At 70.3% G+C, this 22,327-nt stretch carries 23 protein-coding genes and 1 pseudogene; 14 read left to right on the plus strand and 10 right to left on the minus strand.

All coding sequences use genetic code 11. The features are described 5' to 3' along the window. Window positions 1-587, minus strand: a 587-nt coding sequence (locus PKE44_RS03105; protein WP_324548205.1) for an enoyl-CoA hydratase-related protein, incomplete at its 3' end; no start/stop codon positions are given. Between the two features lie 83 nt (window positions 588-670). Between PKE44_RS03105 and PKE44_RS03110 the strand changes: the two genes are divergently transcribed. Then, complete coding sequence (locus PKE44_RS03110; protein ID WP_324548206.1) at window positions 671-1,120, plus strand: DUF3293 domain-containing protein; 450 nt, start codon at window positions 671-673, stop codon at window positions 1,118-1,120. Here PKE44_RS03110 and PKE44_RS03115 read toward each other — a convergent pair. After that, window positions 1,107-1,421, minus strand: coding sequence for a hypothetical protein (locus PKE44_RS03115; RefSeq protein WP_324548207.1), 315 nt, complete (start codon window positions 1,419-1,421; stop codon window positions 1,107-1,109). The two genes, PKE44_RS03110 and PKE44_RS03115, sit on opposite strands and share 14 nt — an antisense overlap. Before the next feature lie 33 nt (window positions 1,422-1,454). Here PKE44_RS03115 and PKE44_RS03120 point away from each other — a divergent pair, with 33 nt between their 5' ends. After that, window positions 1,455-2,090, plus strand: a complete 636-nt coding sequence (locus tag PKE44_RS03120; RefSeq protein WP_324548208.1) for an XRE family transcriptional regulator — start codon at window positions 1,455-1,457, stop codon at window positions 2,088-2,090. A gap of 253 nt (window positions 2,091-2,343) precedes the next feature. Here PKE44_RS03120 and fabB read toward each other — a convergent pair whose 3' ends face one another. Next, the gene (gene fabB, locus PKE44_RS03125) at window positions 2,344-3,564 is read right to left on the minus strand and encodes a beta-ketoacyl-ACP synthase I (protein ID WP_324548209.1); all 1,221 of its coding nucleotides are present in this window, start codon (window positions 3,562-3,564) and stop codon (window positions 2,344-2,346) included. A 10-nt stretch (window positions 3,565-3,574) separates the two neighbouring features. Beyond that, window positions 3,575-4,093 (minus strand): 3-hydroxyacyl-[acyl-carrier-protein] dehydratase FabA, encoded by a 519-nt coding sequence (gene fabA, locus PKE44_RS03130; RefSeq protein WP_324548210.1) that lies wholly within the window; start codon window positions 4,091-4,093, stop codon window positions 3,575-3,577. A 351-nt stretch (window positions 4,094-4,444) separates the two neighbouring features. Here fabA and PKE44_RS03135 point away from each other — a divergent pair, with 351 nt between their 5' ends. Then, complete coding sequence (locus PKE44_RS03135; RefSeq protein ID WP_324548211.1) at window positions 4,445-4,909, plus strand: nuclear transport factor 2 family protein; 465 nt, start codon at window positions 4,445-4,447, stop codon at window positions 4,907-4,909. Between the two features lie 33 nt (window positions 4,910-4,942). Beyond that, entirely contained in the window at window positions 4,943-6,811 is a 1,869-nt protein-coding gene (locus tag PKE44_RS03140) for an EAL domain-containing protein (RefSeq protein ID WP_324548212.1), read from the plus strand. 7 nt (window positions 6,812-6,818) lie between these two features. Here the strand turns inward: PKE44_RS03140 and PKE44_RS03145 are convergent, their stop codons facing one another. Next, the gene (locus PKE44_RS03145; RefSeq protein WP_324548213.1) at window positions 6,819-7,436 is read right to left on the minus strand and encodes a hypothetical protein; all 618 of its coding nucleotides are present in this window, start codon (window positions 7,434-7,436) and stop codon (window positions 6,819-6,821) included. Between the two features lie 214 nt (window positions 7,437-7,650). Here PKE44_RS03145 and phaC point away from each other — a divergent pair, with 214 nt between their 5' ends. Together phaC and PKE44_RS03155 are read left to right on the plus strand one after the other, a co-directional pair. Further along, a complete protein-coding gene (phaC, locus tag PKE44_RS03150) occupies window positions 7,651-9,447 on the plus strand; it encodes a class I poly(R)-hydroxyalkanoic acid synthase (protein WP_324548214.1) in 1,797 nt (598 codons plus the stop codon). Between the two features lie 113 nt (window positions 9,448-9,560). Then, window positions 9,561-10,361: a class I SAM-dependent methyltransferase gene (locus PKE44_RS03155; RefSeq protein WP_324548215.1), complete on the plus strand. Its 801-nt coding sequence runs from the start codon at window positions 9,561-9,563 to the stop codon at window positions 10,359-10,361. A 16-nt stretch (window positions 10,362-10,377) separates the two neighbouring features. Here the strand turns inward: PKE44_RS03155 and PKE44_RS03160 are convergent, their stop codons facing one another. Beyond that, entirely contained in the window at window positions 10,378-11,157 is a 780-nt protein-coding gene (locus tag PKE44_RS03160) for a lysophospholipid acyltransferase family protein (protein ID WP_324548217.1), read from the minus strand. Then, on the minus strand, window positions 11,154-11,945 hold the full coding sequence (locus PKE44_RS03165) for a GNAT family N-acyltransferase (RefSeq protein WP_324548218.1): 792 nt from the start codon (window positions 11,943-11,945) through the stop codon (window positions 11,154-11,156). Before PKE44_RS03165 ends, PKE44_RS03160 begins: the two co-directional genes overlap by 4 nt. 218 nt (window positions 11,946-12,163) lie before the next feature. Here PKE44_RS03165 and gspG point away from each other — a divergent pair, with 218 nt between their 5' ends. After that, window positions 12,164-12,616: a type II secretion system major pseudopilin GspG gene (gene gspG / locus PKE44_RS03170; RefSeq protein ID WP_324548219.1), complete on the plus strand. Its 453-nt coding sequence runs from the start codon at window positions 12,164-12,166 to the stop codon at window positions 12,614-12,616. A 143-nt stretch (window positions 12,617-12,759) separates the two neighbouring features. Further along, window positions 12,760-14,007: a lytic transglycosylase domain-containing protein gene (locus tag PKE44_RS03175; protein WP_324548220.1), complete on the plus strand. Its 1,248-nt coding sequence runs from the start codon at window positions 12,760-12,762 to the stop codon at window positions 14,005-14,007. A 92-nt stretch (window positions 14,008-14,099) separates the two neighbouring features. Here the strand turns inward: PKE44_RS03175 and yrfG are convergent, their stop codons facing one another. Further along, complete coding sequence (gene yrfG, locus PKE44_RS03180) at window positions 14,100-14,777, minus strand: GMP/IMP nucleotidase (protein WP_324548221.1); 678 nt, start codon at window positions 14,775-14,777, stop codon at window positions 14,100-14,102. A 94-nt stretch (window positions 14,778-14,871) separates the two neighbouring features. Here yrfG and nudE point away from each other — a divergent pair, with 94 nt between their 5' ends. The 3 genes from nudE (at window position 14,872) to zapE (ending at window position 17,452) form a co-directional block, all read left to right on the plus strand. Next, entirely contained in the window at window positions 14,872-15,420 is a 549-nt protein-coding gene (nudE, locus tag PKE44_RS03185; RefSeq protein WP_324548222.1) for an ADP compounds hydrolase NudE, read from the plus strand. A 20-nt stretch (window positions 15,421-15,440) separates the two neighbouring features. Then, window positions 15,441-16,259 (plus strand): 3'(2'),5'-bisphosphate nucleotidase CysQ, encoded by an 819-nt coding sequence (cysQ, locus tag PKE44_RS03190; protein ID WP_324548223.1) that lies wholly within the window; start codon window positions 15,441-15,443, stop codon window positions 16,257-16,259. 68 nt (window positions 16,260-16,327) lie between these two features. Continuing rightward, window positions 16,328-17,452 carry a cell division protein ZapE gene (zapE, locus tag PKE44_RS03195; protein ID WP_324548224.1) on the plus strand — a complete coding sequence of 375 codons (1,125 nt, stop codon included), beginning with the start codon at window positions 16,328-16,330 and terminating at the stop codon, window positions 17,450-17,452. Window positions 17,453-17,462: 10 nt separating this feature from the next. Here zapE and PKE44_RS03200 read toward each other — a convergent pair whose 3' ends face one another. Beyond that, window positions 17,463-17,732: a DUF4124 domain-containing protein gene (locus PKE44_RS03200; RefSeq protein ID WP_324548225.1), complete on the minus strand. Its 270-nt coding sequence runs from the start codon at window positions 17,730-17,732 to the stop codon at window positions 17,463-17,465. Window positions 17,733-17,965: 233 nt separating this feature from the next. Here PKE44_RS03200 and PKE44_RS03205 point away from each other — a divergent pair, with 233 nt between their 5' ends. Next, the gene (locus PKE44_RS03205; protein ID WP_324548226.1) at window positions 17,966-18,643 is read left to right on the plus strand and encodes a Bax inhibitor-1/YccA family protein; all 678 of its coding nucleotides are present in this window, start codon (window positions 17,966-17,968) and stop codon (window positions 18,641-18,643) included. A 90-nt stretch (window positions 18,644-18,733) separates the two neighbouring features. Here the strand turns inward: PKE44_RS03205 and pap are convergent, their stop codons facing one another. Continuing rightward, window positions 18,734-20,284, minus strand: coding sequence for a polyphosphate:AMP phosphotransferase (pap, locus tag PKE44_RS03210; RefSeq protein WP_324548227.1), 1,551 nt, complete (start codon window positions 20,282-20,284; stop codon window positions 18,734-18,736). A gap of 212 nt (window positions 20,285-20,496) precedes the next feature. On the opposite strand from pap, the gene PKE44_RS03215 reads away from it, so the two are divergent. Both PKE44_RS03215 and PKE44_RS03220 read left to right on the plus strand, forming a co-directional pair. Beyond that, window positions 20,497-21,156: a lytic transglycosylase domain-containing protein gene (locus tag PKE44_RS03215; protein WP_324548228.1), complete on the plus strand. Its 660-nt coding sequence runs from the start codon at window positions 20,497-20,499 to the stop codon at window positions 21,154-21,156. Between the two features lie 10 nt (window positions 21,157-21,166). Further along, a pseudogene (locus tag PKE44_RS03220) lies at window positions 21,167-22,327 on the plus strand (hypothetical protein); the annotation flags it as partial.

Raw genomic sequence — 22,327 nt, forward strand, 5'->3', positions numbered from 1 at the left:
GTGTTACCCAGCAAGCCGAATCGCCGGCGCATGGGCAGGACTTCACCGGCAGGCAGCACCTCGTTGACCAGCCCCGCCGCCTGCGCGGCCGCGGCCCCGAACGGCTCGCCGAGCAGCAGCCACTCGGAGGCACGCGCGTGGCCGGCAAGCCGCGGCAGCAGCAGGCTGGAAGCCGCTTCCGGACAGAGGCCGAGGCTGACGAACGGCAGCTGGAAGCGGGCATCCTGCGCGGCGTAGACGAGATCGCAATGGCAGAGCAGCGTTGTGCCGATGCCGACCGCCACGCCGCAGACGGCCGCAACCAGCGGCTTCTCGCAGGCGACCAGGGCGCTCAGGAAACGGAACACCGGTGCATCGGTGTCGGCCGGCGGACCGGCCGCGAATTCGCCGAGATCATTGCCGGCCGTGAAGCAGTCCTCGCCGCCGGTGATCAGCAGCACACGCACGGCCGGGTCGTCCTGCGCGCCGAGGATCGCATCGGCGAGCGCGCCATACAGTTCGTTGGTCAGGGCGTTGCGCCGCCCGGGCCGATGCACGCGCAGGCAGAGCACGGCCTGTTCGCGGCTGATCCGGATTTCACCCTGCATGCCGATGCCCCCAGTGATCCGCTACCGGCACGAAGCTACGCCGAGCCCGGGTCCACGGCCAGTGCCGGGCCGGGTGATCGGGCATGAGTCCGCCCCCGGCCCTTGCGCTGTCCGGGGCGCTGCTGCAGGCGTTTCTGGCGACCCGCTACACGGCGCTGACGCCGTTCGGTCCGGTCGAGATCCGCATCGGCAAGCGGCATCCGGTCCTCGATCGCGAGCTGGCACGGTGCGGCCACGACCGCTGGGTATACATCGGTGCCTGCAATCCGCGGGCGCAGCTGCTCGATGATGCGCACAACCGCAGGCGGCACCTGCACTTCGGACGACTGCTCGCGCGGCTCGGGCGGCCGGGCTGGAGCGGCCACGGTCTGCCGGCCGATGCCGCCTGGCCGCCGGAGCCGGCCTGGCTGGTGCCGGGGCTGGATGCGGCACTCGCACACCGGCTTGCACTCCGCTACGGTCAGCTTGCATACGTCTGCGGCGACCGTGAAACGGTGGCCGAACTGCGCTGCAGCGGACTCAGCAGCCCCTGATCCCCAGCCAGCCGGCGCAAAGCAGGATCGCCAGACCGGCCAGGACTGCGATCCCGCCGAGCAGGCGGTAGTGCGCCGGCATGTGTTCACGCCAGGCCACCCGCAGCATCAGACAGCCGACCAGCAGCACCGAGCTGCCGAGCGACAGCATCAGGTAAGGCCAGAACCAGAAGACGGAGATGGATGGAAAGTCGATGGCACACCTCCCTGTGCAGATGATGTTGTTGTGGATGCCGGAGACTGGTCCGGCTCCGGAAATTTCGCTAGGATGGTAAGCATGCTTGACATCCGGATCAAGCATGCCTGCCCGGGTACGGCAGTAGCATGCCGCACCATGGGAACAACACTTGGACAACGCATCCGGGAAGCACGGGAGGCCAGGGGATGGTCACAGCTCAGGCTGGGCGAATCCGTCGGCGTCAGCCGTGCGGCCGTCTCGCAATGGGAAAGCGGGGAATCGAAGGGCTTGCGCCCCGAAAACCTCGTGGCGGCCGCACGTGCGCTCGCCGTCAACGTCGAGTGGCTGGTCACGGGAGTCGGCGCCATGCGCCCCGATGAACTCGCCGCCGGCGAAGGCCGCAGCGATTACCCGCTGATCGACTGGAGCACCGCAGCACGCTGGCCCGACATCGGCCGCAACGCCTACCGGGTCGGCGCCGAGGAATGGCTGCCGTCGCCGGTGCCGCTCGGACCCGCCGCGTTCGTGCTGCGCGTGCGCGGCTGCAGCATGGCGCCCCGCCTGCTCGAAGGCGAACTCGTCTACATCGACCCTGACCGGCCGCCGGTGCATGGCGGCATCGTGCTGGTGCTGCCGGGCGGCGCCACCGAACCGGTGCTGCGCGAGCTGATCGTCGAGGGCGACCGGCGGGTGCTGCGCGCCTCGAACCCCGACTGGCCCGATCCACTGCGCGCGCTGTCGGGGCTGGATACGCTGATCGGCAGCGTGGCCGCCCGGCTCGAACGCTTCTGATCCCTGCCGGTGAGCCCTGCCTGCCCGGTTGCGCGGCCACGTCCGGGTGTTCCGGCCCCGCGCCGGTCTGCCCCCGCCAAACCGGTGACGGCTTCCCGGCGATCCGGGGCCGTTCCCTGCCGGGCCTGACCTGTTCCCCCGCCGACCTGACCGGCTTCTCCACCCTGCCCTCCCCTGGCAGCGGCCTGCATGAATGAAAAAGGCGACGTCCCTAAACGGACGCCGCCCTCGCACGGATGGCAGCTGACGGGCTTCAGCCGCGATACCTGCTCATGATCAGCGTCGCGTTGGTGCCGCCGAACCCGAAGCTGTTCGACATCACCGTGTTCAGCCCGGCGTTGTCGATGCGTTCGAGCGCGATCGGCAGACCTTCGGCCTGCGGGTCCAGCCGCTCGATGTTGGCGGAGGCGGCGACGAAGTCGTGCTCCAGCATCAGCAGCGAATAGATCGCCTCGTTGACGCCGGCGGCCCCGAGCGCGTGCCCGGTCAGCGACTTCGTCGAGCTGATGTACGGCACGCGACCGCCGGCGAAGGTCTCGCGCACCGCATCGAGCTCGCGTGTGTCACCGAGCGGGGTCGAGGTGCCGTGGGCGTTGATGTAGTCGATCGGCGTCGGGCAGGTTGCCATCGCCTGACGCATGCAGCGCACCGCGCCCTCGCCGGACGGGGCGACCATGTCGTAGCCGTCGGAAGTCGCACCGTAGCCGGTGATCTCGGCGTAGATTTTCGCGCCGCGTGCCAGTGCGTGATCGAGGGCTTCGAGCACGACGACACCACCGCCGCCGGAGATCACGAACCCGTCACGATCGGCATCGTAGGCGCGCGAGGCGCGCGTCGGCGTGTCGTTGTACTTCGAGGACAGCGCGCCCATGGCGTCGAACAGCACGGTCATGTTCGCATGCACTTCCTCGCCGCCGCCGGCGAACATCACGTCCTGCTTGCCCCACTGGATCAGTTCGGCGGCATTGCCGATGCAGTGCGCGCTGGTCGCGCAGGCCGAGCTGATCGAATAGTTGACGCCGCGGATGCGAAACGGCGTTGCCAGGCACGCCGAGGTCGTGTTGCTCATCGTGCGCGTGACCATGTACGGCCCGACGCGGCGCACGCCCTTGGTGCGCAGCAGGTCGACGGCATCGACCTGGTGTTCCGGCGAGCCGCCGCCGGAGCCGACGATCAGGCCGGTGCGCTCGTTCGAGACCACTCCGGGCGGCAGGCCGGCATCCTCGATCGCCTCGCGCATCGCCAGGTAGTTGAACGCGGCCGCATCGCCCATGAAGCGCAGGACCTTGCGGTCGATCAGCGCCTCCTTCTCGATGCGGATCGGACCGTGGACCTGCGAGCGCAGGCCCAGCTCCCGGTAGCGCTCGCTGAACTCGATGCCGCTTCGGCCCTCGCGCAGCGCGGCGAGCACCTCGTGGCGGTTGACGCCGATGCTCGAAACGATACCGATGCCGGTGACGACGACGCGACGCATGGCAGCCCCCTCAGAAGCCGTCGGTGGAAGTGAACAGCCCGACCCGCAGATCCTTGCCGGAGTAGATCGGGCGGCCGTCGACCTCCATGACGGCATCGGCGATGCCCATGACCAGCTTGCGCAGGATCACGCGCTTCATGCTGATGCGATAGGTGATCACCTTCGCGCTCGGCAGCACCTGACCCGAGAACTTGACCTCGCCGCAGCCAAGCGCCCGGCCGCGGCCCGGTCCGCCCATCCAGCCGAGGTAAAAACCGACCAGCTGCCACATGGCATCGAGCCCCAGGCAGCCCGGCATGACCGGATCGCCGGTGAAGTGGCAGCCGAAGAACCAGAGGTCGGGGCGCACGTCGAGCTCGGCGATGATCTGGCCCTTGCCGAATTCGCCACCGTCCTCGGTGATGCTGAGGATGCGATCGACCATCAGCATCTGCGGCAGCGGCAGCTGGGCGTTGCCGGGGCCGAACAGCTCGCCGCGACCACAGGCGAGGAGTTCTTCGTAGGTGTAACTGTTCTGACGGGTGCTCACGGGAGATGGCGTTCTCTGGCAGGATCGGCCCGGGACACGTGTGCCACGGGCGTGACAAGGCGCGCGAGTATACCGGCTTTTCATCTGGTGCAGCCGCCGTTTGCACAGGTTTCCGGATGATGCGCAACGCCCGCAAGCGGCGCGGCCGCCCACCGGCGAAGCCTTCCGGATCAGCTACATACGCACATCATGGCGCCAGAGGTGCGTGCCGCCGACGCTGCCGTGCAGGCAGACGAGGTGCCGCCGCCACCGCTGCGGCGGCACCGCGGCAGCGATACGGCACCGGCACGACGCAAAATCCGGGCACCGGCGCTTGGCGCCGGCGTGGCGAGTCCGTATCGTCCTGCGGCCATGAACCCACCCTCGCCTCCCGACCGCAGCAGCTCCGACGACGACCACGGTTTCCCGAGTCCGGAAGCCACCGAATTCGCCTTCTACGCTGCCATCGAAGCCGCCGATCTCGACGGCATGCGCCGCGTCTGGGAGCCCGGCGAGGCCTGCACCTGCGTGCATCCGCTCGGGCCGCGCCTGCAGGGCCGGCCGCAGGTGCTCGAAGGCTGGAAGCGCATCTTCGGCAGCGGCACGCGCCTGCGCTTCACGATCGGCAGCGTGCGCGAGCTCGACGGCGGTGAACTGCGCGTGCGCCTCGTGCAGGAGCACATCACCGTGCTCGATGCCGACGAGCAGCCGGCGCAGCCGGTGCTGGCCACCAACGTCTACCGGCGCGGCAGCGACGGCCACTGGCGCATGGTGCTGCATCACGCCTCGCCCGGGCGCGCGATCGCCATCGGCGGACCGGGCGGGCGGCTGCACTAGCCGCGCCTCGCTTCCCGGTTCCGGCCTCATCCCGTGCGCACCCATCCGCCGCCCCGCCCGCTGCATCCGCGGCTGCTCGCCGAGCTCGAGCGCATCGGCCTGCGCGAGGCGCGCGGACCGGTGCCGGCAGCCCTCTGGCAGCGGCTGACCGAGGGCCTGAGCCGTCACTTCACGGCCTGGGACGAGGAACAGCGGCATTTCGACCACACCATCGAGCAGGTCTACGCCGAGCTCGCCCGGCTCGGTGCCAGTCCGGCGCTGCGCGCCGGCGCCGAGCGCAACACGCTGCTGACGGTGCTGAACTCGATCGCCGACGGCCTGTGCGTGCTCGATCGCAGCGGCTGCGCGACGCTGGTGAACCCGGCCGCCGTGCAGCTGCTCGGCCGGCCGCAGGAGGCGCTCGGCGGCCGGCCGCTGCTGCCGCTGCTGCTCGGCCCCGGGGTCGAGCCGCCCGACTACGCCGGCCTGCTCGCGCGCGGCGAAACCTGGCGTGACGAGGAGGCCCTGTTCGTGCGCGGCGACGGCGAGCGCATCCCGGTGGCGTGGTCGCTGACCCCGATCCTCGCCGGCGAGAATGGCGAGCCCGGCGGGGCGGTGCTGGTCTGTCGCGACGTGGCGCGCCAGCGCGAGCTGACGCGCAGCCTGTCGCACCGGGCCGCGCACGATCCGCTGACCGGCCTCGTCAACCGCAGCGAGTTCGAACAGCGCGTCGCGCAGCGCATCGACGACGGCCGCCCGCACGTGCTGATGTTCATGGACCTCGACCGCTTCAAGCAGGTCAACGACGGCGGCGGTCATGCCGCCGGCGATGCGCTGCTGCGCGGGCTCGCCATCGTGCTCGCGGCCCAGATCCGCGGCTCCGACACCCTCGCCCGGCTCGGGGGCGATGAATTCGCCGTGCTGCTCGACGGCTGTCCGGCCGCCCACGGCGAGCGCGTCGCCGAAAAAATGCTCGCGGCCGTGCGCGACTTCCGGCTCGACTGGCAGGGCCAGCAGTACGCGGTCGGCGTCAGCATCGGGCTTGCCGCGCTCGACGGCCGCTATCCGGGCACGGCCGAAGCCCTGGCCGGTGCCGATGCCGCCTGCTACGCGGCCAAGCTCGCCGGGCGCGACTGCTGGCGGCTGCACGCCCCCGAGGCCACGGTCGCGGCAGCGCCGGTGGCCGGCAGCGACTGGGGAACCCGGCTGCGTGCGGCGATCCATGACCGGCGCCTGGCGCTGTACGCGCAGCCGATCCGGCCCTTGACCGGCGGGGGCGCACCGGCGCCGGCCGATGCCGAGCTGTTCCTGCGCCTGCTCGATCCCGAACTCGGCGAGCTGCGCCCCGGAGCCTTCCTCGATGCGGCCGAGCGCCTGCAGCTCGCGGCGGCGCTGGATCGGGCCGCGCTCGGCATCGTGCTCGACACCCTGGCGACCCGCCCCGGCGATACGCACCGCTACGTGCTGAACCTCGGCAGCGCGAGCCTCGCCGATGATGAATATCTGCCGCACCTGCGCGCGCGCCTGGCGGCCACCGGGGTTGCCGCCGGCCGCCTCGCGTTCGACGTGAATGCCCGCGATGCGCTTGCCGGTCAGCCGGCGATCGGGACGACCATGGCCGGACTGCGGGCGCTCGGCTGCCGCGTGCTGATCGACGACGTCGGGCTCGGACTCGCGGCTCCGGCGGCGTGGCGGACGCTGCAGGCCGATGGCCTGAAGCTCGACGGCGCGCTGGTGCGCGCCCTGCCCGGGGGGCGCATCGAGCAGGGTTTCGTCGCGGCGATCGCGGCGCTGGGACAGGCGCTGGCGCTGCCGGTCATCGCCGAGTCGGTGGAGACGGCAGCACAGCTCGCCGCGCTGCAGGCGCTCGGCATCGGCCACGGCCAGGGCGAGGCGCTCGGCGCGCCGCAGCGCTGGGCCTGAAGGGCTGTCAGTTCAGCAACCGCTGCGACAGGCCGGCGAAGTCGATCGACGACAGCAGCGACTCGGCTTCGGCGTCTTCCTTGAGGTTGCTGCCGCTGACGCGCACCAGCACGCGCCGCCCGACCATCACCGACACTTCGAGATCGTCACCGTGGCGGCGGATCAGGCCGCGATTGTCGCCGATGCGGTACGGGCGCACGGCCGGGTCGCTGGCGAGCAGCTTCGGATCGGACAGCATCAGGTCCAGCCCGGCGATCAGCGGCGAATCGACGGCGACCTCGAGCGCGAGTTCCTCTTCCTCGCGGAAGTAGCGCCGGCTCAGCTGCACGCCGCTGCCACCGTCGGCAGCAGGCACGGTGATGGCGCGGACCTCGGCATCCTCGGCTTCCCAGCCAGCCGGCGCCGGCGGCAGCAGGTTGCGGTATTCGCCGGCGAGCTTCGCCTGCACGGCGCTGCTCGCGACGGCCAGCGCCTGCAGCGCCTCGGCGTACTGACCCTTGCGATACGCCGCCAGCCCGCGGCCGACGCGATCCTCGACTTCGTCCGCCTGTGCCAGCGGCAGCGCCGCGACCAGCACGGCCAGCAGCCAGCCCCGCCTTACGCCCTCGAACCCGCCCGTCGCCATCACCGGATCACCTGCCGAAATCTTCGTGCGGCATGGTTCCACAATGCCCGGCCTCGGGCAAACCTGCACCCGCTGCGTATTCCGCGATGCGGTGCGAAGGCTTAATGTACGGCCCCGCCGCAGCACCCCCTGCCCGTCCGGGGCGTGCCCGCCCGGCTTTCCACGATGACAGCGCCGGCCGTGACCGGCGAATCCACCACCAGGGAGCGCCTTCATGGCCGACAGCAACACGCCTCCGTTCAATCTCCCGAACGTCAACCTGCCCGACACGCAGAAGCTCGCGGAGAACCTCGGCAAGATCGCCGAGCGCAGCCAGAGCCTCGTGCAGGAGTTCGCGGCCCGCGACAACTTCCAGGTGCCGGACCCGGGCATCGTCGCCAAGTCGTTTCTGGAGCTGTCGCAGAAGCTGCTGGCCGATCCGGCGAAGATCATCGAAGCGCAGATGAACTTCTGGCAGGAATACCTGAACGTCGTGCAGGCGACGACGCGGCGCCTCGCCGGCGAGACCGTCGAACCGGTGGTCAAGCCCGCGCCCGATGACAAGCGCTTCAAGGACGAGGCCTGGGTCGAGAACGCGGTGTTCGACTTCATCAAGCAGAGCTACCTGCTCGCCGCGCGCACGATCCACAAGACCGCGACCGGCGTCGAGGGTCTCGACACCAAGACCGCGCAGCGCGTCGAGTTCTACACGCGCCAGTACATCGATGCCCTGGCGCCGACGAACTTCGCGCTGACCAACCCGCGCGTGGTCAAGGAAACCCTCGAATCCGGCGGCGAGAACCTCATCAAGGGCCTCGCGAACCTGCTGGAGGACCTCGATCGCGGCAAGGGCAAGCTGCGCGTGCGCATGACCGACCTCGAAGCCTTCGAGCCGGGCAAGAACGTCGCGGCGACGCCGGGCAAGGTCGTGTTCCAGACGCCGCTGATGCAGCTGATCCAGTACACGCCGACCACGGAAGAGGTCTATCAGAAGCCGCTGCTGATCGTGCCGCCGTGGATCAACAAGTACTACATCCTCGACCTCGGCCCGAAGAACTCCTTCATCAAGTGGGCGGTGGATCAGGGCTTCACGGTGTTCACGATCTCGTGGGTCAACCCCGACGAGACCCTCGCCGACAAGAACTTCGAGGACTACCTGAAGGAAGGCACGCTGGCCGCGCTCGACGCGATCCGCGAGGCCACCGGCGAGAAGGAGGTGGTCGCCGCCTCGTACTGCCTCGGCGGCACGCTGCTGATGTCGACGCTGGCGTATCTCGCCGCCAAGCGTGACAACCGCATCAAGGCCGCGACCTGCTTCACGACCATGCTCGACTTCAGCGAGCCGGGCGAGCTGGAGGTGTTCATCGACGAGGAACAGATCGAGCTGATCGAGAAGCACATGGAGGAGAAGGGCTATCTCGAAGGCACGGCGATGTCCGGCGTGTTCAACATGCTGCGCGCCAACGACCTGATCTGGTCGTTCGTCGTCAACAACTACCTCATGGGCAAGGACCCCATGGCCTTCGACCTGCTGTACTGGAACTCCGATTCGACCCGCATGCCGCGCAAGATGCACAGCTTCTACCTGCGCAACATGTACCTGAACAACAAGCTCAAGGATGCCGGCGGCATCACGCTGCTCGGCCAGCCGATCGATCTCGCCAAGATCAAGACGCCGGTGTTCTTCCTGTCCACCAAGGAAGACCACATCGCGCCGTGGACCTCGACCTACAAGGGCACGCAGCTGCTCGGCGGCCCGGTCAAGTTCGTGCTCGGCGGCTCCGGCCACATCGCCGGCGTCATCAATCCGGCGACCTCCAAGAAGTACGGCTTCCAGACCAACGACAAGCTGCCGCCGAACGCCGGCGACTGGCTGGCCGGGGCCGAGCAGCACGACGGCTCGTGGTGGAATCACTGGAAGACCTGGGTCGAGCCGATGGTCGGCGAGAAGGTGCCGGCGCGCCAGCCGGGCGGCGGCAAGCTCACGCCGATCGAGGATGCCCCGGGCTCCTTCGTGAAGGTGCGCATCTGATCCGCACGCACCGGTGAAACGGGGGCGGAGGACGTTCGCGTCCTCCGCCTTTTTGTTTTCCGCGCCGCACGCGCCTGCGGCCCGTCCACGCAAAGCCTCGCCCCACGTCCGCCATGCCAGCCCTCCTGCCGCTCGTCTGCACCGACCCCGCCCGTCACGCCGAGGCTGCCGGACTTGCCGCGCGCTACGGCCTGCCCGTGCTGGCGGACATCGACGCGCTGTACGGAACGTACTGGCTGCGGCTCGACGCGACCGGGCTCGCACTGCTCGGTCGCGGTGCGGACGCGCCCGGACCGGTGCAAGTCGACTGGACCGGCGGTGCGCTCGGACACCGGCTGCGCTTCGGCGGCGGCCGCGGCCAGCCGCTGGCGCGGGCGATCGGACTCAAGGGCGGCGCCTGTCCGGCGGTCGCCGACCTGACCGCCGGACTCGGGCGCGATGCCTGCGTGCTCGCCGCGCTCGGCTGCCGGGTGACGCTGGTCGAGCGCAGCCCGGTGGTGTGCGCGCTGCTCGATGACGGCATCGCCCGCGCCGCCGCCGACACCGGCATCGGTTCCTGGGTGCGCGAGCGCGTGCAGCTGGTCCACGCCGACGGCAGCGCCTGGCTGCAGGCAGCCGCGCAGCAAGCGCAGGCCGCGCCGGCGCAGCGGCCCGAGGTGATCTACCTCGACCCGATGTATCCGCACCGCGAACAGTCGGCGCTGGTGAAGAAGGAGATGCGCGCCTTCCGCGCCGTGGTCGGCGACGATCTGGATGCCGATGCGCTGCTCGCCCCGGCGCTGGCGGTCGCGCTGCGCCGCGTCGTCGTCAAGCGGCCGAAGGGCGCGCCGCCGCTGACCGGGCGGGCACCCTCGCATGTGATCGCAAGCCCGAACACGCGCTACGACGTGTACGTGACGCTCGCCGGCGCCTGAAGCCGGCGAGCGGATTTCAGCCGATGGCGCGCCGGGGCTGCGGATCGTCGCCGGCCAGCACCGCGGCGATCTGCGCGTGGCTGCGCCGGGCCAGCGCGTCACGGCCGATGCCGGCCGGCAGCGGCGCGAGGCAGCTCACCTCGGCCTCGATGCGCCGCTCGCCGAGCAGCCGCCACAGATGCGCGAGCAGTTCGTCGTCGCCGATGAAGGGCACGGCCGGATGCGTGCCGCCCCCGGCGACCGGATAGCGCAGCGCCAGCGCCTGCACCGGGCACTGCGCGCGCTCGGCCGCCTGCAGCAGCCGCGCATGGAAGCGGCGCACGCCGCGGCCGTCGGTCGAGGTGCCCTCGGGGAATACCAGCACGCGGCCGTCGTGGCGCTGCAGCCGCCAGACCAGTTCTGCAGCCGCCGCCTGCGCGCCGTCCCCGGCCCCGCGGCGGATGAAGGCCGTGCCGACACGCCGGCACAGCCAGCCGAACAGCGGCCAGCCGGCCACCTCGGACTTGGCGAGGAAATGCGTCGGACAGACCGCGGCGAGCACCATGATGTCGAGCCAGGACACATGGTTGGCCACGAACAGCGCCCGGCCGGCGAGCGGCGTGCCGTGACAGACGATGCGCACGCCGAGCAGCCGGCACAGCCGGCGGCTCCACCACACCATCGGCGCCGGAGACGGCACCCGCCCGGCGCCGCCCGGCAGGCAGGCGGCGATCGCGCAGCCGAGCCCGAGCAGCAGGATCAGCAGCGGCAGCCGCCAGGCCCGGCGCAGCACACGCATCAGCCCGGCCGCGCTCACTGCGGACGATCCAGGAAGTGGCGGGCGTAGCGGCGTTCGAGCTGCACGGTGTCGAGCAGGATGAACAGATCGGCGCAGCCGAAATCCGCATCGACGCAGGGCTCGCCGGCGATGCGTGCACCGACGCGCAGATAAGCCTTCAGCAGCGGCGGCAGCACGGCCCTGCCGCGCGCATCGAGATCACGCCGCGGCAGCGGCTGGCGCGGGCGCACGCGCAGCGTGTCTTCGGTCAGGTGCTGCGCGGCCAGCTCCGAGAACACGCGCTGCGCCATGTCCTCGGCGAGCGGCACGCTCGCACAGCCGATCAGATACCGGACCTCATGTTCGGCGACGAAACCGGCGATGCCGGCCCACAGCGTCGCGATCGTCGCGCCGTTGCGGTGCTCGCGGTGCACGCAGGTGCGGCCGATCTCGGCGATGCGTCCGGCGAGCCCGCGTACCGGCCCCAGCTCGAATTCCGTCTCCGAGTAGAACCCGCCGGCGGCGCGCGCCGCGGTATCGGTCAGCAGCCGCGTGCAGCCGATCAGCCGCCCGCCCGCCGTCTCGCGCACCAGCAGGTGCCGGCAGTGCGGATCGAAGGCGTCGTCGTCATGGCCGGGCAGCGTGTTGTGCAGGCGCGCGCCCATCTCCTCGACGAAGATCGCATGGCGCAGCCGCTGCGCTTCGCGCACTTCGGCCTCGCTCACGGCGAGCTGCACGCTCAGGCGTGGCGCGCGCCGGGCTTCGGCCAGCGGCGCGACGACGGCTTCGGTGGCGATGGATGGCGACGGGACGGGATGCGCAAGCATGGCGGCGGACTCCGCGGCGGCCTCTGGACGATGGCCGGCGAGTCTGGGCAGTGCTTCTTGCAGCCTGCTTGCGCTGCGGTTGCGCCCGTCTTGCAGGCGCATGACCCGGCGATGACGGGAACGCCCGGCCGGGTGCGCGGTCCTCACGCGGACGCTGCCGCGCGTTTCGCGCGGTTGCTATGATCCCCCGCCCACGCCCCAGCAGGACCGCCCCGCGCATGCCCACCCGCCTTCGTCGCCGCAGCAGCAGCTTCGGCTTCACGCTCATCGAGTCGCTCGCCGTGCTGATCATCCTGCTTGTGGCCGCCGCGCTGATCGTGCCGCGGGTCATGGAGCGGCCCGACGAGAAGCGCCAGCGCGCCGCGCGCGCCGAGATCCGCACGCTGCAGGAAGCCCTGAACCGCTACAAGAAGGACACCGGCCGCTACCCGGCGACCGCCGTCGGCCTCGAAGCCCTCGCGCACAAGCCGGCCGAGGCTGCCGAGTCGATGAACTGGCACGGCCCCTATCTGCCGCAGGTGCCGAAGGATCCGTGGAACCGTTTCTACCTGTATGCCAACCCCGGCCAGCACGGTCCGATCGACATCTACTCGCTCGGCGGCGACGGCCACCCGGGCGGTGAAGGCATCGACGCCGACATCGGCAACTGGAACCTCGACGAGCCGCGCTGAAGCCTGCGCGTGCCCCCGGCATCGGTCGTACAACGCGGCTTGCCGGGGCCGGCCTGCTGCCTCTATAAATCGCGGTCACGAATCCAGAATTCGGGCGGTCACCGGTGCCCCGGCGACCGAGGGGATCTTCAGGGGGTTTTCCGATGCATCACACCCGTCCGGTCCGCCGCCTGCTCGCGGCAGCGGCTCTCTGCGTGCTTGCGGCCTGCGCCAGCGTCGATCCGAAGCCGAGCGGCCCGTACGTGCGCCAGGGGCCGTTCCCGGCGCCCGAGAACCTGCGCGCGCCGGTCGAATTCTGGAAGCAGGTCTACGGCAGCTGGAGCCTCGGCCAGTACGCGCTGCACGACGAGCGCTATCTCGATCTGGTCTACGAGATCGTCGACCTGCCCGGCGGCGCGCGCGAGGGGCTGAGCACCGATGACAAGTCCGTGCTGCGCGCCCGTCGTGACGGCCTGCAGGCGCAGTTGCGCGAACTCGAACGCAAGCAGCTCGCCGGCGAATCGCTGAACGCCGATGAAAAGCGCCTGCGCGAGCGCATCGTCGCCAGCAGCGCCGGCGAGGCCGGCGTCATCGGTGCCGCCGAGCGGCTGCGCGCGCAGCGCGGCATCCGCGAGCGCTTCGCGCGCGGCCTGGAGATCGGCGCACGCTACGACCAGCGCTTCCGCGAGATCTTCCAGTCGGCCGGCGTCCCCGGGGACCTCGCCTACCTGCCGCACGTCGAATCCTCGTTCCAGGCCAGCGCCCGCTCCTCGGTCGGCGCCGCCGGCATCTTCCAGTTCATGCCCTCGACGGCGAAGAGCTACATGGTCGTGCACACGGCCACCGACGAGCGGCTCGATCCGCTGGTGGCCGCGCAGGGTGCGGCGCGCTATCTCGCCGATGCCTACAGCCGGCTCGGCGACTGGGGACTCGCGATCACCTCGTACAACCACGGCGTCGGCGGACTGGCCAAAGCGCGCAGCCTGCACGGTGCCGACATCGGCCGCATCGTCTGGGACTACGACGGCAAGGCCTTCGGCTTCGCGTCGCGCAACTTCTACGCGCAGTTCCTGGCCGCCCGCGAACTCGCCGGACGCACGGTCGTGACGCCGGCCCGCGGCATCCAGGTGCCGCGCGAGAACGTCGTGCTCGATCACCCGACTTCGGCGCCGCATCTGGCAAGCTACTACGGCCTGTCGGTCGAGCAGCTCTCGGCGCTGAACCCGGGCTGGTCGCCGGCCGCCCTCGGCGGCCGGGCGATGCTGCCGGCCGGCGCGACGGTCTGGGTGCCCGATCAGACGCTCGCGCGGCTGGCCGCCGCCGGTCAGCCGGCAACACCGGCCGAGCTGATCGCGATGGCCGACCCGCCGCGCACCGCCGCTGCTCCGGCCCGCAAGCGCGGCGTGCGCTGATGGCCTGATCCATCCGCCCCCGGCTTGTCTGAACCCGCGACGGCGCGCTCCCCCGCGCCGTCGCGCGTTTCCGGGCCCCGGCAGACCCGGCCTCATTCCCCGGAGGGCAGCACCGGCAGCAGCTCGCCGAGCCTCAGCACGGCTGCGAACTCGGCGCGCGCGCGCAGCGGCTGCGCGCTGTCCGGGCGCAGCATCGACACCAGATGGCCGATGTGCCCGTAGTCACGCGCGGCGCGCAGGATCGGCAGGCTGTCGTCGAGGAACAGCGTGCGCGGCGGGTCGTAGCCGATGCGCGCCTGCAGGCTGGCCCAGAATTTCGGGTGTTCCTTCGGCACGCCGAATTCGTGCGCGCTGACCAGCACGTCGAAATGCCCGCCGAGACCGGTCTTCTCGGCCTTCAGCGCCAGACTGTACGGATGGGCGTTGGTCGCGAGCACGACGCGCTTGCCGGCCTGGCGCAGCGCCGCGAGGAAATCGAGCGAATCCGGCAGGAAGCGGATCAGGTGCTCGACCTCGCGCTTCAGCTCGACCACGTCGACGGCGAGCGCCCGCGACCAGTGCTCGACGCAGTACCAGGCCAGCGTGCCCTCGACCTCGCGGTAGCGCGCCAGCAGTTCCTCGCGGGCCGCGGCCGGCTCACGGCCGTGCAGCGCGGCCCAGCGCGCCGGCAGGTGTTCGAGCCAGAAATGGTTGTCGAAACGCAGGTCGAGCAGCGTGCCGTCCATGTCGAGCAGCACGGTGTCGATGCGGGTCCACGGCGGGCTTGCCATCGGGTGCCTCCGGGGGCAGGCAGGGGGCGTCCGCCCGATTATGACGTGCGCAGCCCGCTTGTCGTCGTCGCGGCCGCGACCGACAATCGCCGCCATGCGCCCGCTCCCCGAAATCCTCGCGACCGAAACGGTCGCCCGCTCGCGTCTGTTCCGGGTCGAGAAGGTCGACCTGCGCTTCGCCAACGGTGTCGAGGTCGAATTCGAACGCGTGCCGAGCGGTGGTCACGGCTCGGTGCTGATCGTGCCGATGCTCGACGCCGACACCTGCCTGCTGGTGCGCGAATACGCCGCCGGCACGCACCGCTACGAACTCGGCTGCCCGAAGGGCGTCGTCGAGGCCGGCGAAGACCCGCTCGCCGCCGCCAACCGCGAGATCATGGAGGAAGTCGGCCACGGCGCGCGCCGGCTGACGCTGCTGCGCTCGGCGACCATCGCCCCCGGCTACTTCGCGCACGTCACGCACCTCGTGCTCGCCGAGGACCTCTATCCGGAAACCCGCCCCGGCGACGAGCCCGAAGCGATCGAGGTGGTGCCGTGGCGGCTGTCGGAGCTCGATGCGCTGCTCGCGCGGCCCGATTTCACCGAGGCCCGCTCGATCGCCGCGCTGTTTCTGGCGCGCGCGGCACTCGCCGCGGCGCGCTGAGCACCCGGCCGGCCCAGCCGATGGATACCGCTCTCGCCGCCCTCGCCGAACCGGTGCTGGCGCTGGCCATGCGGGCCGCCGGCGAAATCCTGCGCATCTATGCCTCCGACTTCGCGATTCACCTGAAGTCCGACCGCACGCCGGTCACGGCGGCCGACCTCGCCGCGCACGCCGTGCTCTGCGAAGGCCTTGCACGCCTGACGCCGGACATCCCCGTGCTGTCCGAGGAATCAGCGCCCGACGAACACCCGCAGCGGCTGGGCTGGCCACGGCTGTGGCTCGTCGATCCGCTCGACGGCACGCGCGAGTTCGTCGCCCGCAGCGGCGAGTTCTCGATCAACATCGCGCTGGTCGAAGACCACCTCCCGGTGTTCGGACTGATCCTGATGCCGGTCAGCGGCGCGGCCTACTGGGCCTGGCGCGGCGGCGGCGCCTGGAAGCTCGTGCCGGGCAGCACACCGGTGCCGATCCGCTGCCGGGCGCTCGGCAGCGGGCCGGTGCGCGTCGCCGGCTCGCGCCGGCATACCGGCCACCTGCTGCAGACCTATCTCGGCTACCTCGGCGAGCACGTCTACCGCGGCATCGGCAGCGCGCTGAAGGCCTGCCTGATCGCCGAGGGCGAGGCCGACGTCTATCCGCGCTTCGGCCCGACCAGCGAATGGGACACGGCAGCCTCGCAGATCCTGCTGGAGGAAGCCGGCGGCGGGCTCTGCGACGGCGCACGCCGGCCACTGCGCTACAACGCCCGGCACACGCTGATCAACCCGGATTTCCTGGCCTTCGGCGACGCCGGCCACGACTGGACCCGCTATCTGCCGCGTCGCAGCCCCCCGGCCTGACTTGCCGCTGCCCCTGGCGGCTGCGCACAATGCCGCACTGCCGCATCCCTGCCGTCCGAGCCATCGCCATGCCGTACTCCCGTTACCAGCAGGACCTGAAGCGCCCGGGCTTCGCGCACGATCCGGCCCAGGAACACGCCGTGCGCCTGCTGCAGAAGCTGCACGATGCCCTGATCGCCCGGCCGCAGCCTGCGGCCGTGCCGGTGCGCAGCGGCGGCGGCCTGTTCGGCAAGCTGCTCGGCAAGAGCCGGGAAACCGATGCGCCGACCGCGCCGGCGATCCGCGGCCTGTACTTCTGGGGCGGAGTCGGGCGCGGCAAGACCTATCTGGTCGACACCTTCTACGACACGCTGCCGTTTCGCGAGAAGCAGCGCCTGCACTTCCATCGCTTCATGCAGATGGTGCATGCGCGGCTGAAGGACGTGAAACACCAGCAGGATCCGCTGAAGATCGTCGCCGCGCAGCTTGCCGAGAACCTGCGCGTGCTCTGTCTCGACGAGTTCTTCGTCGCCGACATCACCGACGCGATGCTGCTGCACGGCCTGCTCGCGGCGCTGTTCGAGCGCGGCGTGGTGCTGGTCACGACCACCAACATCCCGCCCGACCTGCTGTACAGGGACGGCCTGCAGCGCGCGCGCTTCCTGCCGGCGATCGAGCTGCTGAAGACGCACTGCGAAGTCGTCAACGTCGATGGCGGCACCGATTACCGGCTGCGCTATCTGGAGCGCGCCGAGATCTACCACCACCCGCTCGATGCGCGCGCCGAGACCGTGCTGGCCGAGACCTTCCGCTCCCTGGCCCCGGAGCCGGGCCAGCACAATGCCCGGCTGGAGATCGAGGGTCGCTTCCTGCGCACGCGCGAACTGGCCGACGGCGTGGTCTGGTTCGACTTCGCGGAAATCTGCGACGGGCCGCGCTCGCAGAACGATTACATCGAGATCGCCCGGCAGTTCCACACCGTGCTGATCGGCCGGGTGCCGGTGCTGGACTGGACCATGGAAAACGCCGCGCGGCGCTTCCTGAACCTCGTCGACGAGTTCTACGACCGCAACGTCAAGCTGATCCTCGCCGCGGCCGCTCCGTGCGAAGCGATCTACACCGGCGAGAAGCTGAAGTTCGAGTACCAGCGCACGGTCAGCCGGCTGCAGGAGATGCAGTCCAAGGAATTTCTGGCCCGCCCGCACCTGCCCTGAGGGCAGCGCCTCACGGCTGCGAAGGAGCCTGCACCGGCAGCTTCGTGCGGTTCACGTCGACCGGGCGCATCGTGACGGCCGCGGCCCCCGCCGGAATCATCACCGCGCCGACCCGGCCCTGCCAGCGGCCGACTTCCCGGGCATCGGCGGTACAGGGCGTCTGGCTGTAGCTCGTCAGGCCGGCGGCATCGACGCACTTGAACACCTGCGCCCATGCCCCGTTGCTGGCAATCAGCAGCAGGCCGGCCAGCAGGGCCTGCATTCTTCCGTGAATCGACATGGCAGCTTCCGATCAGGTACGTGGACCAGCCGTCTATGCTGGCTCCTGGCAGGGCATCGGTCTGCAGCCGCGCTTCGGACTCGCAGCTCAGACAATTCTTAACCTTGATTAAGAATCGCAAGGTTTCCGGACTTGCAGACCTTTTTCTTACAGGTAATATCAATGTGTCGCTGGAACCGGTCGCTGTCCGGCCGGTCCATTGCCACGTCGATCATCCCCGGAGGTCACCGACGATGAACTCGTATCAACCGCTGCCGGTCGGCGCCCGCACCGGTGCGCCGTCCACGGTGCAGGGCCATCGCGTCCTGCGCAACACCTACCTGCTGCTGTCGATGACGCTGCTGTTCAGCGCCGCCACCGCCGGTTTCGCCGTCGTCACGCAGGCGCCGCCGATGCACTGGCTGCTGATGCTGGTCGGGATGTTCGGCCTGCTGTTCCTGACGATGAAGCTGCGCAACAGCGCCTGGGGCCTGGCCTCGGTGTTCGCGTTCACCGGCTTCATGGGCTACACGCTCGGCCCGGTGCTGTCGCGTTACCTGGCGCTGCCGGGCGGCGGCGAACTGGTCATGGGGGCGATGGGCCTGACCGGCCTGATCTTCCTGTCGCTGTCGGCCTACGTGCTGGTGTCGCGCCGAGACTTCAGCTTCATGGGCGGCTTCCTGTTCGTCGGCCTGATCGTCGCGCTGGTCGCGAGCCTCGCGGCGATGTTCTTCTCCGTGCCGGGCCTGCACGTTGCGGTTTCGGCGATGGTCGTGATGCTGATGTCGGGCTTCATCCTGTACGACACCAGTTCGATCCTGCACGGCGGCGAGACCAACTACATCATGGCGACCGTCGCGCTGTATCTGGACATCTTCAACCTGTTCACGAGCCTGCTGCAGCTGCTCGGCTTTCTCGGCAGCGACGACTGATCGCTGCTGCGGCACGGGTCGTAGCCAGTCAAGCCCCTCTGCAGCGGGGCTTTTTTCTGGCCGGCCCGCGCCGGAGCCCGGCCGGCCTCCTCAGCCGGCCGAAGTCCCGTTGCGCCGGGCGGCGCGCTTGAGACCGCGTTCGAGATGCTCGCAGACGTGTTCGAGCACACAGACGCGCGCGTGGTACTTGTCCTCGGCCTCGACCAGCACCCACGGCGCCTGGCGGGTACTGGTGTGCTCGACCATGTCGTTGACGGCATGCTCGTAGTCCTGCCAGCGCTCACGATTGCGCCAGTCCTCGTCGGTGAGCTTCCAGGACTTCCACGGCGTCGCGGCCCGTGTCTCGAAGCGCCGCTGCTGCTCCCCGCGGCTCAGATGCAGCCAGAATTTCACCAGCACGATGCCGTGTTCGAGCAGGTGATCCTCGAAGTCGTTGATCTCGGCGTAGGCGCGCCGCCACTCCGCCGGTCGGGCGAAGCCCTCGACGCGCTCGACCAGCACGCGGCCGTACCAGGAGCGGTCGAAGATGGTCATGCGCCCGGCGCGGCTCATGTACCGCCAGAACCGCCACAGATAATGCCGCGCGGCCTCCTCGTCGGTCGGCTTGGCGACCTGCACGACCTGATAGTCGCGTGCATCGATGGCGCTGGTGATGCGCCGGATCGCACCGCCCTTGCCGGCAGCATCCCAGCCCTCGAACACCAGCACCGTCGATACGCCGCGCTCGCGCGCCCGGCGCTGCAGGCGGTTGAGGCGTCCCTGCAGCTTCAGCAGGCGTTCGCGGTACTCGGCTTTCGGCAAGGCCTTGCCGAGATCGAGGGAATCGAGCACGGTCGGCTGTCCGGGCAGCACGGCGCTGCCCTCGACCAGCGCCTGCAGCGTCTCGCCGCCGCCATCGTTCACCTGCTGCACGACTTCGTGCAGCAGGCGCCGCTCGGCGAGCCGGCGGCGGATCGCATCCCGCAGGATGGTCGCGACCGTGACGATGCGGTAGCGCTCGTCGAACCCCTCGACGATCTTCCACGGCGCATCGCCGGTGCCGGTGCGCATCAGCGCCCGCTCGGCAGCGGCGATGAAGCGCGGGTACAGGCGCCAGTGCTCCCAGTCGCGGGCCGTGACCCGCCATTTCAGCAGCGGGTCCCTTTCGAGCTTCTTCAGCCGCTTCTCCTGCGCCGGTGCCGAAAGATGCATCCAGAACTTCAGGATCAGCGCCCCGTCGTGCGCGATGGCTTCCTCGAAGTTGCGGATGCGGTCGAGGCGCTCGTCGAAGGTCTCGACACCGATGCGCTCGTAGACCCGATCGAGCAGCGGCGCCGAGTACCACGAACTGAGGTACATGCCGATGCGCCCGCGCGCCGGCAGCTCGCGCCAGTAGCGCCAGTACAGCGGCCGTTCGCGCTCCTCGTCCGAAGGCTGGTCGAAGGCGCGCGTCAGCAGCAGGCGCGTGTCCAGCCATTCGTTGAGCTGGTTGACGGTCTCCCCCTTGCCGGCACCGTCGACGCCGGCGAAGACCAGCAGGACCGGAAAATCCGCCTCGCGCAGTTCGCCCTGCAGCGTCAGCAGCTCCTGACGCAGCTCGGCCTCACGGCGCAGGTATTCGGTCTTGTCCAGGGAATGATCGAGTTCCGCGGTTCTGAACATCGCTGTCCGCCATGGCCCGCCGGGGACGCGGACCCTCAGAGGAAATGAACGGCGCCCGAACCTCAATGGCGACAGACGGTTGTGTCCGCTGCCGCCATCCAGTACTTTGCTGCTGCCGTAGCCCCGGCCCCCCGCCGGGCGCCCCGACCAGAATAGACGGCGCCCCGGACACCCGTCCGCGGCAAACGTCGCAGCCGGATGAACCTCGCACCATGCAGCACCGGATACTTTTCCTGTGTCTCGGCAGTCTGTGTGCCCTGCCGGCAGCGGCCGACATCTGCTCCTATCGCGACGCCCAGGGCGTGCTGCACATCAGCAACGTCTGTGACGGCGACTCGCGCTACCGCGTGACGATGGCGACGCCGAGCTACGCCAATCGCCCCGACGCACCGTCCGACTATCGGCCGGCGACCGCCCAGCTGCCGCCCGGCGTCAGCCTCGGTCATCTGCCGACCACGCGCGTCGCAAGCTCGGCCCGCCGCAAGCTCTACAGCCCGGCCATCCATGCCGTCGCAGCCCAGTACCGGCTCGAACCGGCGCTGCTGCATGCGGTGATCACCGCCGAATCCGCCTACGATCCGCTGGCCGTGTCGCGTGCCGGCGCCATGGGCCTGATGCAGCTGATGCCGGCGACCGCCAGGCGTTTCGGCGTCAGCGATGCCTTCGATCCGACCGAGAACCTGCATGGCGGAGCCCGTTACCTGCGCCTGCTGCTCGACCAGTTCCAGCAGATGACCCTGGCGATCGCTGCGTACAACGCCGGCGAGAACACCGTGATCCGCAACGGGTACGCCGTGCCGCCGATCGAGGAAACCCGCGTCTACGTCGCGCGCGTGCTCGATCTCTACGACCGTTACCGCCGCGAATACTGAGTCCTCCGTCGTGTTCCCCACCCGCCTGCGCGGCCTGCCGGTCGCGCTGCTGCTCGCCCTCACCGCACCGATCGCCGCAGATCCGGCCGCGGCCGCGCCGCTCAGCGAAACCGCCCTCGCCGCCCAGCGCCAGAGCTACCTCGACGCCGAGCGTGCCCTCGCCGCCGGCGATCGCACGCGCATGCGCACCCTGTCGCCGCAGTTGCGCGACTATCCGCTCTACCCCTATCTGCGTGCCCGGGAACTCGGCCAGAACCTCGCCACGGCCTCCAGCGCCGAGATCCGCCAGTTCCTGAGCCAGTGGGCCGACGTGCCGGCCGCCGCCCGCCTGCGTGGCGCCTGGCTGCGGGCGCTGGCCGAGCAGTCGCGCTGGGACGACGTGATCGCCGATTACCGCCCCGGCCCGGATCCCGAGCTCGACTGCCTGTACCGCACGGCCCTGCTGAATCGCGACCGCCCCGATGTCGCGCTCAACAACTTCCAGGCGCTGTGGCTGCGCGAACAGCCGCTGCCGGCCGCCTGTGACCGGCCGGTGCAGGCCTGGGCCAGTCAGGGCGGGCTGACGCCGGCCCTCGCCTGGCAGCGCTTCGCCGCCTTGATGGGCGCCCGCAACCCGGCAGCCGCCCGTCCGGTGCAGACCTGGCTCGAACCGGCCGATCAGGCCTGGGCACGGCTCTGGCTGCAGGTTGACCAGAACCCGGCCCTGATCCTGCAGGCTCCGGATCTGCAGATGGCCGGCAGTGACCGCGGTGCCGGCATCGTCACCTGGGGGCTGGCGCGCTGGATCGAGCGCAACAGCGCCGAGGCCGCGCCGGCCTTCGACGAGATCCGCCGTCGCGGCCTCATCGCCGATGAGCAACTGCTGCCGCTCGAGCGCCGGCTGGCGGTGCTGCTCGCCGCGCGCCGCCACCCCGATGCGCTGCGCCGGCTCGATGCCCTCGGCAGCAGCCGCGAGGATGACTCGATCCGGGAATGGCGCGCGCGCCTCGGTCTCGCCCAGGGCGACTGGCCCCTGGTGCTGCGCTCGATCGAACACATGCCGGCCGCGCAGGCCGCACAGGCAGGCTGGCGCTACTGGCGGGCACGGGCACTCGAAAGCAGCGGCCAGAACGGCACGGCCGAGCGCCTGTACCGCGAACTCGCCGGCGAGTTCGCGGTACAGGCGCTCGGC

This window comes from Plasticicumulans sp., assembly GCF_035331805.1.
Taxonomy (GTDB): Bacteria; Pseudomonadota; Gammaproteobacteria; order Competibacterales; family Competibacteraceae; genus Plasticicumulans.